The organism is Cryobacterium glaciale (assembly GCF_004402535.1).
Taxonomy (GTDB): domain Bacteria; phylum Actinomycetota; class Actinomycetes; order Actinomycetales; family Microbacteriaceae; genus Cryobacterium; species Cryobacterium glaciale.
Genome location: NZ_SOEY01000001.1, coordinates 1 through 14,932 on the forward strand (window position 1 = coordinate 1; position 14,932 = coordinate 14,932).

Consider the following 14,932-nt stretch of genomic DNA (forward strand, 5'->3'; position numbering starts at 1 on the left):
CAGATAAGGACCGGTGAGTGTGAGAAAGTTGCATCTACGAGATGTCTCCCTGAGCGTTGAATAGTTTGTCTAGATAACAACTATTTTAGCTGGTCAGAGGGGCATTCTCAGTTTAACGCGCCGTTAAAACCTCAAGGTCGACCGGTGGATTCAGGCTTAGTTCCTCGCGGACGGCGACGGCCGGGATGCGTTCGTTGATGATGTGATGGAGTTCGCGCCGGCGGGCGCGGCGGGCCGCCTCGATGTCGCGCAGGCTGAGCCGGAGGTTGGGGTGCTCTTCGTCGACGGCGACGCAGACGAAGGTGTCGCGGTCATAGACCCGGATCTCGGGAATGTCGCGGGGGTCATAACGGATCGTGATGGTCTGCCCGACGAATGGGGCGAGCGTCGCCGCGAGGAAGCGCTGATATGTAGGGGATTTTGTCAAGAGGGCATTCTGCGGCGGCACCCGTAGCTGAGAGTTGTTGGGTTTGTGTGGTCAAGGCAAGAGCGCTTTTCTCTTGCCTTGACCACACAAACCCAGAGACTGAGTCAAGGGTGCTGGTGGGCTGATCGCCGGGGCCGAAGTGTCGAGCGCGTCTTATCGACGCATGGTCAGGCTGATATGCGCGGGTTGGTTACCGCAGGACGAAGTGTTCGGCTGGAGAGGTGCCGCCGGTCTAGAAAGCGGGCGTCGCAGCTCAGGTGAAGGCCAGGAGCAGCTCGGTGAACTCGGCCGCCTCGCTCGCCGGGACAACGTCGCCGACCGCTTCGGCGAGCAGCTCGCGCATGGACTCGTTGTAAGCCTCGATCAGTTCGGTGGAGAGCCGGGAATCCGCGCCGAGCAGCTCGACGGTATGGTCGGGGCTGTCGGGCCAGAGCATGAGCGTGAGGGGCATCGACAGGCTCAACCTACGAGGCGGGTCTGGCCGACATGAACGTTAGGAGAACACGACTCCGTGCTGGGTGCTGAGCGGATGAGGTGCCCCCTACTGTTGGGGTAGACAGATTCGATTCGTTGGAACCGGTCCCGTGGGGCGTGCACATGTGTGCGTGGTGGACGTCTGTCAAGCGTGGGACCGGGGGCTCTCTTTTTTTTGGGTGGATTAGGCCAGGGGAGCAGTTGGCCAACGCTTAGATCCCGATGTGCAACATCGGAGACCGCGCCCACCGCGGCCCTGCCCAGATCCGCATCCTGCAGGTCCATTGAGAGGGAAAACACTATGACTAAATTCCAGCATCGATCCAACCCGCGCAAACGACTTCTGGCTGCACTGCTGGCCGTCGCAGTGGTCGGAGTCGGCAGCGCCGGCTTTGGCGGAGCAGCCGCCGCGGACTCGATCCCCCAAACGCCCGTCGCCCTCGGCGTTGCCGGTACCTTCGCAATCCTGTCCAAGACCGGGGTGACGGATGTCCCCTCATCCGCTGTCACGGGCAACGTTGGGTCGAGCCCGATCAGCGGTGCCGCCATCCTGCTGACCTGCCCGGAGGTGACCGGCACGATCTTCTCGGTTGACGCCGCAGGCCCGCCGTGCAAGGTCACGGATGCCACGCTGCTCACGAGCGCCGTCGGCGACATGGGCATCGCGTACACGGATGCGGCCGGGCGCGTGAACCCCGACTTCGTCAACCTCGGTGCCGGCGAGATCGGCGGACGCACCCTCGTACCAGGCCTCTACACGTGGAGCACCGACGTTTCACTCTCCAGCGATGTCAAACTCTCCGGTGGTCCGGACGACGTCTTCGTCTTCCAGATCTCCGGCAACATCGACCAGGCGCCGGCTAAGAACGTAACCCTCGTGGGCGGCGTTCAGGCCAAGAACGTGTTCTGGCAGACCGCCGGCGCCGTGACCCTCGGCACCACCGCCCACTTCGAGGGCACCATCTTGAGCAAGACCATGATCGCCATGAACACCGGCGCATCGATTAACGGGCGCCTGCTGGCGCAGACCGCGGTCACCCTGCAGAGCAACACCGTCACCGAGCCGGTAGAATAACTACTTCGCAGGCCGCAATACGGGCCGGGGAGGCGACATCCGTTGTTCTCCCCGGCCCCTTCGCTCGCGTCGAGCGCCCTGAACCGGGCCATGACGTCGCTGGGAGCGCTCGTCGGCCGCGCTTCCCACGTCGCCGGGTCGTCGATATCGACCACCAGCTCTTCGAGATCGGGCAGCTCGAGGCATCGGGAAGACTCAGGAGCCAGCGCCGCAATCACCGGGCCTCAATGACGGTCACATGCTCCGGCTTCTCTCGAATCGTGATCTGCCCGGGGTCCACGAGCTCAAGACCCACCAGCGCGGGCCGCGCGCCGTGCTGCGCTCCAAATCCCCCGAACTCGTGCTCCAGGAGATCGGGGACACCTCTGCTGCCACTAGGCCACCCGCAGTCTCATGCTCGACGCCGCCCTCGAAGCAGGCCGAGATCCCGACCGGATATCCTTCATCGCAGCCCTCCTCATCTCCCGCCGGTCCATCGCCCAGCAGGGAGCTTTTTCTCCTTGACGCGACCGACGGCGTCGAACACTCTGGCACCACGCGATCAGCGAACTCGTGCGCCGGCTCCTACCTAAACGAAGAATCGGGGCCAATCCCCGCGCGGTCAAACGCAAGTACACCAAATGGCACGTCAAACGGGTCACCATCGCGACTGGCCCCAGCCGGATCGGTCTCCCGAACTAGCGATCGTGCGGCTTCGCGGAGGCGGCCCTGAGAACCAAATTGCTCACCGCGACAGAGCCAGTACGCAAGCGCCGACCCATCAAGGATGTCGACGGTGTGACAATTCGACCGGAGTTCACCACGGCCATCGAGAAGATTGAGCCTGAAACTCTGGTTAGGGATGCCATCGCGCTGTGGTTGCGGTCAATCGATGGAGACCCACTACGTCGGGCACAGACTCGGGATGCATATCGTCAAACTGCGAGGCGGTCACTTCTACTTAAATATGGCAACACCGAGGTCGGCAACCTCGATGCGGGCCGACTCAAGCGCTACTTCACGACGCTCGCTCAAACCCAGCCGTCCTTGGCTCGCCGAGCAAGATGGATGCTTCAGCAAGTGCTCGCGGACGCCGTGCTGGACAAGGCGCTCCCACACAACTTGGTGATGGATACCCCCAAAGTGAAGCGACCCGAGCACGAACAACCTGAAGTTCTCAGCATTGAGGACTTTCAGCAGATGAGGCAGTTGATAGTTGACTGGCGCACGGCCCGCGCCGGCCGCGGTGGCGCACAACGAGACCGTTCCTTTGTACTCACGGACGTCGTTGAAATTCTGGGCGGGACTGCGCTACGAATCAACGAGCTTCTGGGCCTGCGGCACTCCGACGTCGATTACGAGCAGGGAACGGTCGCCGTGTGCGGAACCCTCGTCGAGCTGGACGGACTCGGCCTTAAATTCCAACCTCGGACCAAGACCCCCGCGGGCATGCGCACAATCACCTTGCCTCGTTTCGCCCTCGACGCTCTCCAGCGGCAGGCGAAACTCAATGGACACGCAGAAAACATCTTTTCTACCGGGACCGGAAACTTCGTGAACTCACACAATATCGCCCGGTCATGGCGCGCAGCCCGGACCGAATCCCCACTCGTCTGGGCAGAGATGAAGTCCCTCCGCGCGTCCGTCGCGACCTGGATTGAGAACGAATCAGGCCTTGCTGCCGCGTCAGCGCAGCTCGGGCATGCGGTCGCAGTAGTTGGCGGCTCGAAGGTCACCGCGAAGTACTACATCGGCAAGAAGGGCCGCAAAATTGTCGACAACTCAGGGATACTTGGCGACCTTGTCGGACCCAATGTGGCGAATGAAAGTGGTGACTGAATTTTCGAGAGAAACACAAAACCCCCGCAATCTCAATGATTGCGGGGGTTTATCTGTGCGCCCGAAGGGATTCGAACCCCCAACCTTCTGATCCGTAGTCAGATGCTCTATCCGTTGAGCTACGAGCGCATGTCGATCCCGCGAACTGTAACGCCCGGAGACAACTTGAAAACTATACCAGCTATCGGGGGACCTGCGCGCCGCGGCGTATCCACCAGAAGGCCGACGGCGGTAATTGTGGGGCGGCGCGCTCATCGCGGGATGAGATTTCTGGGAATGACACCGTTTCGATGGCACCCAGATCGTGCCGGTCATCGCCGTACCGATCTTGCTGAGCGACAACCCCGTGAGCGTGCTCGGCCTCCTGCTCGCCCTGACCGGTCTCGGCTTGCTTGTGCGACGCGGGGCACGTACCGCGTAGGCGGCAGGATGCGCTTGTCGCTGCCGGGTGCTTCGACCACCGCGTCGAAGCGCCCGGAAGCGGCGCGCCATCGCCGGTAAAATCAACCCCTGTTATCGCGTATGGTCGGGTGATTTACTAGCCGGGTGAACGAGACGAGTCGTACCGAACGAGAATCCTTCGATTATTCCGGCCTGCGCGCCGTCTTCATCAACTGCACCCTCAAACGCAGCCCGGAGATCAGCAATACTCAGGGAATCGTTGACCTGAGCGCCCGGATCATGCGGGAGCAGGGAGTGCACGTCGACCTCATTCGCGCCATCGACCATGACATCGCCACCGGGGTCTACCCCGACATGACCGAACACGGCTGGCAAGCGGATGCCTGGCCGTCGCTGTTCGGGACGGTGCAAGCCGCCGATATCCTCGTGCTGGCCGGACCGATCTGGCTCGGCGACAACGGCTCGGTGACCAAACGCATCGTGGAACGGCTCTACGCCCACTCGGGCGAATTCAACGATAAGGGCCAGTACATTTTCTACGGCAAGGTCGGCGGTGCGATCATTACCGGCAACGAAGACGGCGTGAAGCATTGCACGTCGAACCTTCTCTACAGCCTTCAGCACATTGGCTATTCGATTCCGCCCGCTGCCGATTCCGGCTGGATCGGCGAAATCGGGCCTGGCCCGAGTTACCTCGACGAAGGATCGGGCGGCCCGCAAAACGACTTCACCAACCGCAACACGACCTTCATGAGTTGGAACCTCATGCACCTCGCCTCAATCCTGAAGAAGAACGGCGGCATACCAGCCTTCGGCAACCTGCGCCAGGACTGGGATCGCGGCGAACGCTTCGGGTTTGAGCCGAACCCGGAATATCGGTAGCAACCCGAAGCACGATACGACAGATCGGGGAACCCAGTGGTACTCCAGACACTTTCGGCCGAGTCTTCCTTCGCGCCGCCCGTGCCCGTGCTGGGCGCACTCGACGTGAGCTTCAACTACCGGCTGGGCGCCCTCGGCTACCTCGACTTCAGCCGGTATTCCACGCCCGACCGCCCGATCGAGAACAATCTGGGGCTCCGCGATCAGGTGGCCGCTCTCGAGTGGGTGCGTGCAAACATCCGCTCTTTTGGGGGCAACCCGCACAACGTGACCGTGTTCGGGGAGTCGGCCGGCGGCAATGCGATCATCACTCTGATGGCGACACCCGCCGCACACGGATTGTTCGCCCGTGCGATCGCGCAGAGCCCGCTGAGTAACGCCGCTTATACGAGCGCGCTCACCGACGAATGGGCCGAACATTTCGTGAGCGTGCTGGGCGGCGATGGCGCCCCCAACGACCTGCTGACGAGCGCCGAGGTGAGCGCCGCCACGTATGGCAGCGGTTTCTGCCCGGACTGTGACCTCTAGCATGGTGTGATGGTCATCACCCGCTCCCGCCGCGCTGCGGGCCCGGGCAGTTACCTCGCCATCGCCGTCTTCGCCGTGGTGTACCTGGTCGTCGCCGTGTATTGGCCCCGGCCGCTCTGGGTGCTCGGGCTCTACCTGGTCGCCAGCCTGATCTGTTTCATGCTGTACGCGACAGACAAGCGCCGGGCGAGGGCCGGCGGCTGGCGGGTGTCTGAACGCACCCTGCTGTTCTGGGGCTTCATCGGCGGTTGGCCCGGTGCGATCATTGCGCAACAGGTGTTGCGTCACAAGACCCAGAAGAAGCGCTTTCGCGAGGCGTTCTGGGCCTCGGTCGTACTCAACGTCGGTCTCTTCGTCGCCCTGAGCTCACCCGCGATCGATCGCTTGATTGCTCATGCGGTGCCGACGCTCCTCACGCTGTAAATTCGGGTTCTTCGCCCTGCCGTCGCGGCGCAACCGCATCCGGATCAGACTCGGGGTAGATGCTTCGGGTCTCGAGGCGGCGGCGCTGGCCCGGCACGAGGTCACCGAGATACACCCTCGGCAATATCTTCGCGATCGCGAGCGCCGCATACATGACCGTATTGATTGCAACGAACGTCGCGAGGATGGCAAAGAAGTCGGATTGCAGCACCGACCCCGGGAGCAGGATACCCACGGGTGCCAACATCATGCTGATCATTTGATCACGGCCGATCGCTGTGTGATCGGCTGCTTCACGTGCCCCCAGCTCCCCTGCCGCCCGCGCGTGATGTCAATGATTCCCTTGACATAGATGGCATTGAGGTACATGTCGAAGAGCAACTCCGGAATCACCGTGACGGCAAGTGCACGGGCTGCCCAGCCGCCCTTCCAGACGGAAACGACGCGCTCAATCGTGAAAATGGTGCCGATACCCAGCCAAAAGGGGAACCAGACCCAGCCGTTCACCGACAACAGCGTCAGCACAATGAGAAACAGAAAGGCCGAGAGGGCGATCACGCTGTACCCGATGCCGAGCTGTTGGGCCCAGTACCGAAGGGTGGACGGCGTTATGCCGTACGCGCCGATGTTTTCCAAAGCACCGCGCTGCCAGCGCAGGCGCTGCACCCACAGGCTGCGCAGTGTGGGCATGACCTCGGTGACCACCGTGCACTCCGACGGCGAGATGATGAGCGCTCCGAGCGACTTCAACGCTATCGTCAGCTCGTTGTCCTCGGTGAGCGCTCGGGTATCGTACACATCACCGTTTTGTCCGGGAATGGCGGAGCCGCGATTGCTCGCGATCTCCCGCAGCGCACGGGACCGGAACATCGATGCCGTTCCCGTCAGCACGAAGACCATCCCGCGACGGCGCTTGATCTGGGCGGAGTAGCGCACGTACTCATTACGCTGCATTTGTCCGAGCAACCCGGAGCCCGGTTCACCATAGAACAGTCCTCCAACCGCCATCAGCGCACGATCACTGGTAAAACGGGCGACGCCGGCCTCGAGAAAGCCAGCATCCAGCGTCGTATCCGCGTCGACGATCATGATGATGTCGTTGTCGCCCTGGTCCGGCAGAATGCGCGCCAGAACCTGGTTCAGGGCGCCCGCCTTCTTTTTGGTGTTGCCCACCGACTCATAAACTTCGACTCCATGACTCAGCGCCATGGCCGCAGTCCCATCGGTGCAGTTGTCGGCGACGACAATGACCCGTTCGGGCCGGTGGGATTGCGACAGGAGAGAGCAGAGTGTGGCCGACAGCGACGCTTCCTCGTTGTGGGCGGGAATCAACACGGTGATCGCGACCGGACCCGCGAAAACTCCTCGAGTGGCTGCCATCACGATCTTGGGCGCCAGCGGGGCCGTGCGGTAGTCCGACGACCTTCGCGACTTGTTGGTCACCCGGCGTTCGATCAGGGCAACGCCTGCCGCGAAGAAGATCGCCAGGGCAACGGCTGCCAGAAGTACCCGGGGAGCGGGTATGTCCAGGGCATAGAGGTAGGTCCAGACGCCGAGCAACAAACCTTCGTCGACGGTCTGGCCCGATACGGGCTCGTCTGAGGCTACGGCGATCCAGAGCAGTGTCGCGGCTCCGGTGGCAGTCGCGGCGACCAGAAGGCCCACCGAACGGCTGAATTGTTGAACCCCCATGTGGGGGATTTTATTGGAGGGATATGTCGTTTTGCTGTGCCATTCGCTCTGAAGGTTCAGTACTCGTTGAATTCGGGGCCGGTCTCAGCGTCGTGCTTGGCTTTCAGAATTGCGAGGTTGATGAGGACGAACGCTTCCAGACGTTCACCGCGATGTTCGGCGTAGTCGGGCTCGCGCTGGTCGACGGCCAGCTCGATGAGCTTGGACGAGACCGCCGAGCTGACTTCCTCACTCGCTGACCGTTGCGCGCTCGCCACGATCCGCGCTACCTGGTCGTCATCATCGGCCACGGCATCCAGGGCGAGTGTCAACCGCTCGTGCACCCGCAGTCTGAGGGCGAATTGCTTGAGGTCGTGTCGTTGGTCGTCGGTGAAGCTCAGCCGCCACTTCATCGCTGCGAGGTCTTTGCCCATGCGGCTGACCCGTCGGGCATACTCTTCGTTCTGTCGAGCCAGCCGATGCAGCTCACTGCGGGCGTTGTCGGCATACCGCGCGGAATCGTAGTCGAAGTGCTCCCGCAGCGCTCCGACGATTATGTCGTTCTTCACGGCCATCCGCACGGCCGATAACGCGATGAGCAGGCCTTCGTCGACCGTGCGCTCGAGGTCGGGCAGTTCAGCATTCACGTCAGGCTCACTGACGTGTGCGTGAGCGTCAGCGCGACGCCGGGACCGGTTCCAAATGATTGCGCCACCACTTCCTCGTGCAGGTGACTCCTATTTTATGCTGCCCGAGAATTTGCCACCGACCGCTCGCGCCGCTCTTTCAGTCGCTGACAACGAACAGCCCGCGCGCGCCCTTCTCCGCATCCGACATCACATGGCTCACGAACGGGTAGGTACCGGCTTCGGTAAAGGTGAGCTCGACGAAGCCGCCCTGGGCCGGTGCCAGCGCGAGCGTCTGCGCCCCGCCTGTTCCCGTGCTGCCGCCGTCACGCAGAAGGTACTCACCCTCCGAGAACACCGTGTCGAACTGGCCACCGACCACGTGAAAAGAACTACTCGAGTTGGGGCCGGCGTCGAGCACCCAGATGCGCACCGTCTCACCGACGGTCGCAATCAGCGGCGCCGCAACATACTGGTTGGCGTAGCCGTTGAAGGTGAGCAGGTCAGGCAGCTGCGTCTGCACTTTGACCGGGTCACCTTCCTCGCCCTGCTGGCCAAGATAGAACTCGGACTGGATCAGCACATATTCCTGGTCGACGACGGTCAGCCCCGGCGGATCGATGATGACCGCACCGAACATACCGTTGGCGGTGTGGGCCGACATGGGCATCGTGGAGCAGTGATACATCCAGATTCCCGACCGCGTCGCGGTGAACCGGTAGGTGAGTTCCTCGCCGGGGTCGATGGTCTGCATCGGCTTGTCCGGGGCGAGTGAACCAGCGTGAAAGTCGAGGGAATGGCCGATCGTGCCCGCGTTGACGAAGGTGATCTCGAAGACGTCACCGACCGTGCCGTGCAGCGTCGGTCCTGGTACCGTTCCGTTGTAGGTCCACAGCATCTGTGTGACGCCCGGCGCCACCTCGGTCTCGGTATTGCTCACGGTCATCGTACTCGTGTGCACGGTTGCGGATGCCGCGGGCGCCAGTCGCGCATCACGCGCGACGAAATCGCTTCCCGGCTCGGCCATGGGGTCGAGGTCGTCGGCCGCGGATGCCGATGCGTCACTGCGCAGTGCGTCCGCGTGCGAATCGGCAGCGGCGGTCGGGTCCGCACCGATCGCGTTCACGGTCAGCAGCATTCCGAGCAGCCGGTGGCCGCCAAGCGAGCACCAGCCGCCCAGGTCGGCGTCGATGATCCCGACGTCGACGGTCGTCGTTGTCTGGGGCTCGACCGAGCCGGAGTCCACTCCGCTGTCGAACACCAGGTCGTGGAGTATGCCGTCGGCGTTGGTGAGGGTGATCACCAGGGTGTCGCCGACCGGAACGTCGATCGTGTCGGGGCTGAACCGGGTGTCGATCATGGTGACGTCGACCGTCGTGGTGTGGCCGGTTGCTCCGGAGGCGAGGCTCGTGCTGGCGGGCTCGAGGGCAACACCGATGGCGAGGGTCAGGGCGAGGGTCGTCGCGGCCGCGACGAGCATGCCGGTGCGAGAGTGCTGCGGCGTTGCGGGCTCCGCCGCATCGCGAACCAGGGGCGGAAGCCCCGATCCCGGAGGAGTGCGGGTCTTTCGATTGATGCGCAGCGCCCGCACCATCAGAACGATGAACGCGGCGAGGGTCGTGAGGATAACCACCCAGAGCGCGGCGGTGACGAGGTCGGGCACCGGCAGAAGGGTGAGAACGAGTGCACCATTGACGACGCTCACTCGGAACAGCCCGGCACGATCGAGTTCGTGCGCGGTGGCCCTGAACGCCCGCGGCCCTCCGCCGAGCACGACCGGAATGAGAAAGCTCAACGCACCGATCATGATCTGGCCGCCGAAGCCGACCGCGAAGTACGGCACGAGCGCTTTGAGGCCGGCCACGGCATCCGCCCAGCTGGCAGCGGTGACAACAACGACGGCAAAACCGAGGGCGCACAGTGCGAACCAGACCAGGGCCGCAGTGATACTCCCCCCGGCATAGCTGACCGCGGGCGAGCGGCGAAGATGACCAGCCAATTCCCGAAGCACCCGGGCGAAGCCGACCAGGTAGATCAGCACACCCGCCACAGTGATGATTCGTGAGTCCGCGTATGAGCCGGTGCCCAGAATCACCAGTCCGGCCAGAAGAATTGGCAGAGTGGGGCGGGCGGCCGCCTGGGTGGTCGACAGTACCCGGGAGTGCAGCACGGTCGGGAGCAGCAGGGCGACGGTTCCAATGACGGTCAGCCCGACCCAGCCGAGCAGGTTCAGCCCGATGTGCGCGATGTAGAGCCGCTCGTGATAGTCCCCCACCGCCGCGCTGCCGGGATGGGCCATCAAGATTCCCAGGGTGACACCGAGCGAGAGGCATCCGGCCGCAGCAATGTAATACCGCACCAGTGGCGCGAACCGGGCCGGGAGCGCGCCGCGCAGCTGCCGCACGAGAATTGTGGCGTGGACGACGGCGTTGAGCCCGACCAGAATTCCTCCGGTGAGTACAACAGGCCACCAGGCCCCGGTGATCCCGATCATCACCAGCGCCGCGCCGACCGTGTGCGCGGTCAGCCGAACGCCAAGCCAGTACCGGCCGCCCGGGGCGGTGTTTTTCAGCAGGCTGTCGGCGAAGTGCTGGCTCCAGACCAGGATCGCGGTCGAGAGTGCGCCAAGCAGCAGCAGGTGCACCATGAGCCAGGGCCCGAACGACGATCCTCGATAGAGGACGACGCTGACAAGTCCGAGGATCAGCCAGACCGGCACAAGCATGCCGGTGACCTGATGCCACAGCCGGCGTTTAAGGCTGGGTTTCATGAGGGACGGCTAGGCGATACGGGTCAGGCGCAAGGTCCACACATCGGGACCACTCTCGAGGTAGCTGATGCTGAAAGTGTTCGGGTGGTTTCGTTCGAGCTGGGCCAGTAGCGGCAGCGGGTCGTGCGACGCCTTGAGGTCGAGCGATATTCCGGGCTGGATTGCCCCCAGCGCACCGAAGATCGTGGCGTGACGGATCGCGTGCGGGATGGTGCGACTATCGAGAACGATGGCTTCGCTGTCGTCGTGACCGCAGGTACACGTCGCCGCAGCGGGCTCGTGCGCGTGGGCAGTCGGCCCGGCAGTGATACGGATCGGTTCGGCGGTCATGGTGTCTCCTCGGATCGGTGCGAACAACAGCACCTCCATTTTAGAGCATTTATTTCCGTTTAATACACCGGCCCTCTCGCGAGAGCGGGTAAGCAGCTCCTCCAGGTGTTGGAGCATCCACTCACCCGCTCTCGAGATCGGTCAGGCGACCGGCGTTGGGACGCGCTCGGCGACGGCCACCGGGTGCGATCGCTCGAGCGACGCGCCCTCCACATCCACGTTGGGCAGGATACGATCGAGCCACTTCGGCAGCCACCAGGCCGCGTCACCGAGCAGGTGCATCACGGCCGGGATGATCAGCAGCCGCACCACGAACGCATCGAGCAGTACGCCACCGGCGAGACCGAAGCCGATCGACTGGATCATCACCGAGTTCGAGAAGATGAAGCCGGAGAAGACCGAAGCCATGATGAGAGCGGCGGCGATGACCACGGTGCGTCCGGCGTGCACCCCGCGCTGCACGGCGAGACGCGCCGAGGCGCCGTGCACGTACGATTCGCGCATGCCGCTCACTAGGAACAGCTGGTAGTCCATCGCCAGTCCGAACAGCACGCCCACGACGAGAATGGGCAGGAAGCTCAGGATCGGCCCCGGGTCATGAATGCCGAACACTGCCCCGAGCCAGCCCCACTGGAAGACCGCCGTGATCGCTCCAAACGACGCGAACAGCGACAAGACAAAGCCGAGGGTCGCGGTGATCGGTACGAGGATCGAGCGGAACACGAAGATCAGGATGATCAGCGAGAGCCCAACGACAACGAGAAGGTACAGCGGGAGCGCCGCGGCGAGTTTTTCGCTCACATCGATGTTTCCGGACGCGTTGCCGGCAACGCCGAGAGAGGTGACACCGTCGAGGTCGAGACCACGGAGGTCCCGGACCAGCTGCTCGGTCGATTCGCTGGTCGGCCCCTCTGCCGGAATAACCTGGAAGGCGAGCAGCAGGTCGTCGTCGGATGCTCCGATCGGCGCGACGGCGACGACATCATTCTCTGCTCTCAGTGCGGTTCCGATGCGCACCTGCTCGGCGAGCAGTTCGTCCTGGGCGATGGCTGTCTCGAGATCGGCCACGACGAGCAACGGACCGTTCACGCCGGCCCCGAATTTATCGTCCGCCAGTTTGTACGCGTTGTAGGCGCTCGAGCCCAGCGGTTCGGATGAGCCCGCGGGGAGTCCGAGGCGCATCGAGAGCGCGGGGATGGCCACGATGAGCAGCACGACAATGCCCACGACCACAGTGACGACGGCGCGCACCGTGTTCATCGGCTTGACCGGCACCTTGGCCGAGTTGCTGGCGTGGCCAACCCGGGCGCGGGCCTTCTTCGTGAGAATCTTCGTGCCGACCAGGCCCAGCACCGCTGGCGTCAGCGTGATCGCAATGAGAATCGCAACGAAGACGCAAACGGCACCGACCGTGCCCATAAGCCCGAGAAAGGGGATGCCGGTGAGGTTGAGGGCGAGCAGGGCGATGAGCACCGTGGCGCCCGCGAACACGACCGCGTTTCCGGAGGTGCCGTTCGCCAGTCCGATCGACTCCTGGAGGGGTAGACCATGGCTCAGCTGGGTGCGATGCCGGTTGAGAATGAAGAGCGAGTAGTCGATTCCGACCGCGAGTCCGAGCATCACTCCCAGAACCGGGGTGACGGAGAGCATCTCGACGGATCCCGACAGTGCGAGGGATGCGAGCACACCGACGCCGACGCCGATCAGCGCGTTCAACAACGGCAGCCCCGCGCCGATCAGGGTTCCCAGCATCACCAACAGCACGATCGCCGCAACGATCACGCCGCCGATCTCTCCCGGGCCGAGGATCTCGGGGATGGTGGAGGCAATGTCGTTGGAGACCTCGGCCGTGACGCCGTCGATCCCGGCGTTGCTCATCTCCGCAACAGCGGCTTCCTTCGACTCGGCCGGCACCAGATTGAGCGACGTGTCGAACTGCACGCTCGCGACAGCGGTGGTCTTGTCGGACGATACCTGACGGATGCCCGCGGCCAGGTCGAGCAGATCGGCTCCCTGTTCCAGCGTGGTGCTCTGGGTTTCGAGTTCCGTGCGGCTCGCGTCCAGGGTGGCCTGCTGCTCGGCAATCGTCGTTCGCCCCGCGTCGAGCTGAGCTTGCTGCGCATCGAGGGTCGGCTGTGCGGCGGCGAGTTGCCCCGCGGCCTCGGCCTGCGTGCGGCTGGCGTCGAGCTGCGCCTGCCCGGCGTCGGCCTGAGCCGTGGCCGCGTCGATCTGGGCCTGCCCAGCCTCGAGCTGCGCCGTTGCGTCAGCGATTGCCTGTCGGCCGTTTACGACCTGCTGGGACTGATCATCGATCTGAGTCTGGGTCTCGAAGGGGTTCGTCGCCGATTTCACACTGTCGAGTTCGACGGTGCGGGTGAGCAGGTCACCGATCGCGGTCTTCTGCGCGTCGGTGAAGGTGGAGTCATCCGTTGTGGTGAAGATGACCGTGCCACGCCCACCGCTGGCCGAGGGGAACTTCTCAGCCAGCTCGTCACTGACCGCCTGGGTGGCGGTTCCCGGGATACTGACGGACGAGGTGAGTGTTCCGCCGAAGACGGCGAAGGCACCGACCGCGAGGCCAAGAACGACCATCCAGGCGACGATGACCGGCCAGGCTCGGCGGGCGGAGAACCGCCCGAGCCGGTAGAGGAGCGATGCCATATTCTCAGGTTCTTTCTACGGGGAGGGTTCAGTGGTCGAGCGGCCGTTGTAGCGTCTCGCGTCGCGTCATCGGGAATCGAGTTGTGGGCAGAGCGGGGGCGGGCTCAGCTGGGCGGCGCGTAGCCGGTGCGGATGGTGACGATAAGGCGGTCGAGCAACTCGTTCCACACCGTGCGCGAGGCTGCATCGAGCGTCCCCCCGGTACGCGCCAGCCAATGACCAGACACCACGGCGATGCCGTTCATTACTGAGCTCACGAGGATCGCAACCTCGAATTCGTCGATGGCGCTCGTGCGTTCGGCGATCTCGGTCGAGAGTTGTTCGGTCGTGCGAGTGAAGACGTCGCTGATACTGTGCTGGGAACGACCGTTCTCACCCTCGACGGTGAGCACGCCGGCGAGGTAGGCGACCACTGGCGGCAGGTCGATGTTGCGAAGCGCCGCCGTGAGCTCGTCGAACAGGCCGTCGCGACTGCCGTCTCCGGCGGGAGTGGACGCAGTCGCCGCACGGAATTCGTCAACGGTGGCGCTGAGCACCTGCGTGCAGGTGGTCATGATCACGTCGTCGAGCGATGAGAAGTGGTTGAAAACCGTGCGCCTGGAGACGTCGGCACGCTCGGCGAGCTCGTCGACGCTGAACTGCGGTTTGCCCCGCTCGCGAATGAGCGAGGCTGCGGCATCCAGGATGGCTTGGCGGTACCGCGCCTTGAGTTCGGCGCGGCGATCGGGGGCGGTATTGGGGAATGTCACGTGCCTACACTAAGTGCAACGACGCACAAAGTGCAAGGACTTCACCACTCTCTCAGACATGGCTGAAACCCCCCGTCCCGGGAAACGAAAACCCCC

General features: G+C 63.7%; 14 protein-coding genes, 1 tRNA gene and 1 pseudogene. 6 read left to right on the top strand and 10 right to left on the bottom strand.

Going from position 1 to position 14,932, the window contains the following annotated elements:
* Positions 1–112 precede the first annotated feature (112 nt).
* Together E3O06_RS00005 and E3O06_RS00010 are read right to left on the bottom strand one after the other, a co-directional pair.
* The gene (locus E3O06_RS00005) at positions 113–427 is read right to left on the bottom strand and encodes a Mu transposase C-terminal domain-containing protein (RefSeq protein WP_241979769.1); all 315 of its coding nucleotides are present in this window, start codon (positions 425–427) and stop codon (positions 113–115) included.
* A gap of 253 nt (positions 428–680) precedes the next feature.
* A complete protein-coding gene (locus tag E3O06_RS00010; RefSeq protein ID WP_134501007.1) occupies positions 681–878 on the bottom strand; it encodes a hypothetical protein in 198 nt (65 codons plus the stop codon).
* 324 nt (positions 879–1,202) lie between these two features.
* Between E3O06_RS00010 and E3O06_RS00015 the strand changes: the two genes are divergently transcribed.
* From E3O06_RS00015 to E3O06_RS00025, 3 genes and pseudogenes are all read left to right on the top strand, one after another.
* Positions 1,203–1,976, top strand: a complete 774-nt coding sequence (locus E3O06_RS00015; protein ID WP_134501008.1) for an ice-binding family protein — start codon at positions 1,203–1,205, stop codon at positions 1,974–1,976.
* Positions 1,977–2,256: 280 nt separating this feature from the next.
* Positions 2,257–2,480: pseudogene (locus E3O06_RS00020) on the top strand (IS4 family transposase); the annotation flags it as partial.
* A 273-nt stretch (positions 2,481–2,753) separates the two neighbouring features.
* Positions 2,754–3,794 (top strand): tyrosine-type recombinase/integrase, encoded by a 1,041-nt coding sequence (locus E3O06_RS00025; RefSeq protein ID WP_134501009.1) that lies wholly within the window; start codon positions 2,754–2,756, stop codon positions 3,792–3,794.
* A 56-nt stretch (positions 3,795–3,850) separates the two neighbouring features.
* Here E3O06_RS00025 and E3O06_RS00030 read toward each other — a convergent pair.
* A tRNA-Arg gene (locus tag E3O06_RS00030) sits at positions 3,851–3,923 on the bottom strand.
* A gap of 417 nt (positions 3,924–4,340) precedes the next feature.
* On the opposite strand from E3O06_RS00030, the gene E3O06_RS00035 reads away from it, so the two are divergent.
* Genes E3O06_RS00035 through E3O06_RS00045 form a run of 3 tightly spaced genes read left to right on the top strand, consistent with a single transcriptional unit; the run spans position 4,341 to position 6,029 of the window.
* The gene (locus tag E3O06_RS00035; protein ID WP_134501010.1) at positions 4,341–5,078 is read left to right on the top strand and encodes a flavodoxin family protein; all 738 of its coding nucleotides are present in this window, start codon (positions 4,341–4,343) and stop codon (positions 5,076–5,078) included.
* A 36-nt stretch (positions 5,079–5,114) separates the two neighbouring features.
* Complete coding sequence (locus E3O06_RS00040; RefSeq protein WP_134501011.1) at positions 5,115–5,606, top strand: carboxylesterase family protein; 492 nt, start codon at positions 5,115–5,117, stop codon at positions 5,604–5,606.
* A 9-nt stretch (positions 5,607–5,615) separates the two neighbouring features.
* Positions 5,616–6,029: a DUF1294 domain-containing protein gene (locus tag E3O06_RS00045; protein ID WP_134501012.1), complete on the top strand. Its 414-nt coding sequence runs from the start codon at positions 5,616–5,618 to the stop codon at positions 6,027–6,029.
* Here the strand turns inward: E3O06_RS00045 and E3O06_RS00050 are convergent.
* From E3O06_RS00050 to E3O06_RS00080, 7 genes are all read right to left on the bottom strand, one after another.
* Positions 6,019–6,279 (bottom strand): hypothetical protein, encoded by a 261-nt coding sequence (locus E3O06_RS00050; protein WP_241979770.1) that lies wholly within the window; start codon positions 6,277–6,279, stop codon positions 6,019–6,021. The genes E3O06_RS00045 and E3O06_RS00050 overlap by 11 nt on opposite strands.
* Positions 6,280–6,284: 5 nt before the next feature.
* Positions 6,285–7,721, bottom strand: a complete 1,437-nt coding sequence (locus E3O06_RS00055) for a glycosyltransferase family 2 protein (RefSeq protein ID WP_134501013.1) — start codon at positions 7,719–7,721, stop codon at positions 6,285–6,287.
* A 56-nt stretch (positions 7,722–7,777) separates the two neighbouring features.
* Positions 7,778–8,347 carry a hypothetical protein gene (locus tag E3O06_RS00060; protein ID WP_134501014.1) on the bottom strand — a complete coding sequence of 190 codons (570 nt, stop codon included), beginning with the start codon at positions 8,345–8,347 and terminating at the stop codon, positions 7,778–7,780.
* A gap of 139 nt (positions 8,348–8,486) precedes the next feature.
* Entirely contained in the window at positions 8,487–11,096 is a 2,610-nt protein-coding gene (locus E3O06_RS00065) for a multicopper oxidase domain-containing protein (protein ID WP_134501015.1), read from the bottom strand.
* Positions 11,097–11,105: 9 nt separating this feature from the next.
* Positions 11,106–11,426, bottom strand: coding sequence for a DUF2249 domain-containing protein (locus E3O06_RS00070; protein WP_134501016.1), 321 nt, complete (start codon positions 11,424–11,426; stop codon positions 11,106–11,108).
* A 141-nt stretch (positions 11,427–11,567) separates the two neighbouring features.
* Positions 11,568–14,087 carry an MMPL family transporter gene (locus E3O06_RS00075; protein WP_134501017.1) on the bottom strand — a complete coding sequence of 840 codons (2,520 nt, stop codon included), beginning with the start codon at positions 14,085–14,087 and terminating at the stop codon, positions 11,568–11,570.
* A 104-nt stretch (positions 14,088–14,191) separates the two neighbouring features.
* Positions 14,192–14,836, bottom strand: a complete 645-nt coding sequence (locus E3O06_RS00080; RefSeq protein ID WP_134501018.1) for a TetR/AcrR family transcriptional regulator — start codon at positions 14,834–14,836, stop codon at positions 14,192–14,194.
* Positions 14,837–14,932: the final 96 nt, after the last annotated feature.

Bases quoted from the DNA above. Each gene is read 5' to 3' on its own strand.
- E3O06_RS00010 (WP_134501007.1), bottom strand. From the start codon at position 878: ATGCCCCTCACGCTCATGCTCTGGCCCGACAGCCCCGACCATACCGTC.
- E3O06_RS00015 (WP_134501008.1), top strand. From the start codon at position 1,203: ATGACTAAATTCCAGCATCGATCCAACCCGCGCAAACGACTTCTGGCT.
- E3O06_RS00045 (WP_134501012.1), top strand. From the start codon at position 5,616: ATGGTCATCACCCGCTCCCGCCGCGCTGCGGGCCCGGGCAGTTACCTC.
- E3O06_RS00050 (WP_241979770.1), bottom strand. From the start codon at position 6,279: ATGATGTTGGCACCCGTGGGTATCCTGCTCCCGGGGTCGGTGCTGCAA.
- E3O06_RS00055 (WP_134501013.1), bottom strand. From the start codon at position 7,721: ATGGGGGTTCAACAATTCAGCCGTTCGGTGGGCCTTCTGGTCGCCGCG.
- E3O06_RS00065 (WP_134501015.1), bottom strand. From the start codon at position 11,096: ATGAAACCCAGCCTTAAACGCCGGCTGTGGCATCAGGTCACCGGCATG.
- E3O06_RS00070 (WP_134501016.1), bottom strand. From the start codon at position 11,426: ATGACCGCCGAACCGATCCGTATCACTGCCGGGCCGACTGCCCACGCG.
- E3O06_RS00075 (WP_134501017.1), bottom strand. From the start codon at position 14,087: ATGGCATCGCTCCTCTACCGGCTCGGGCGGTTCTCCGCCCGCCGAGCC.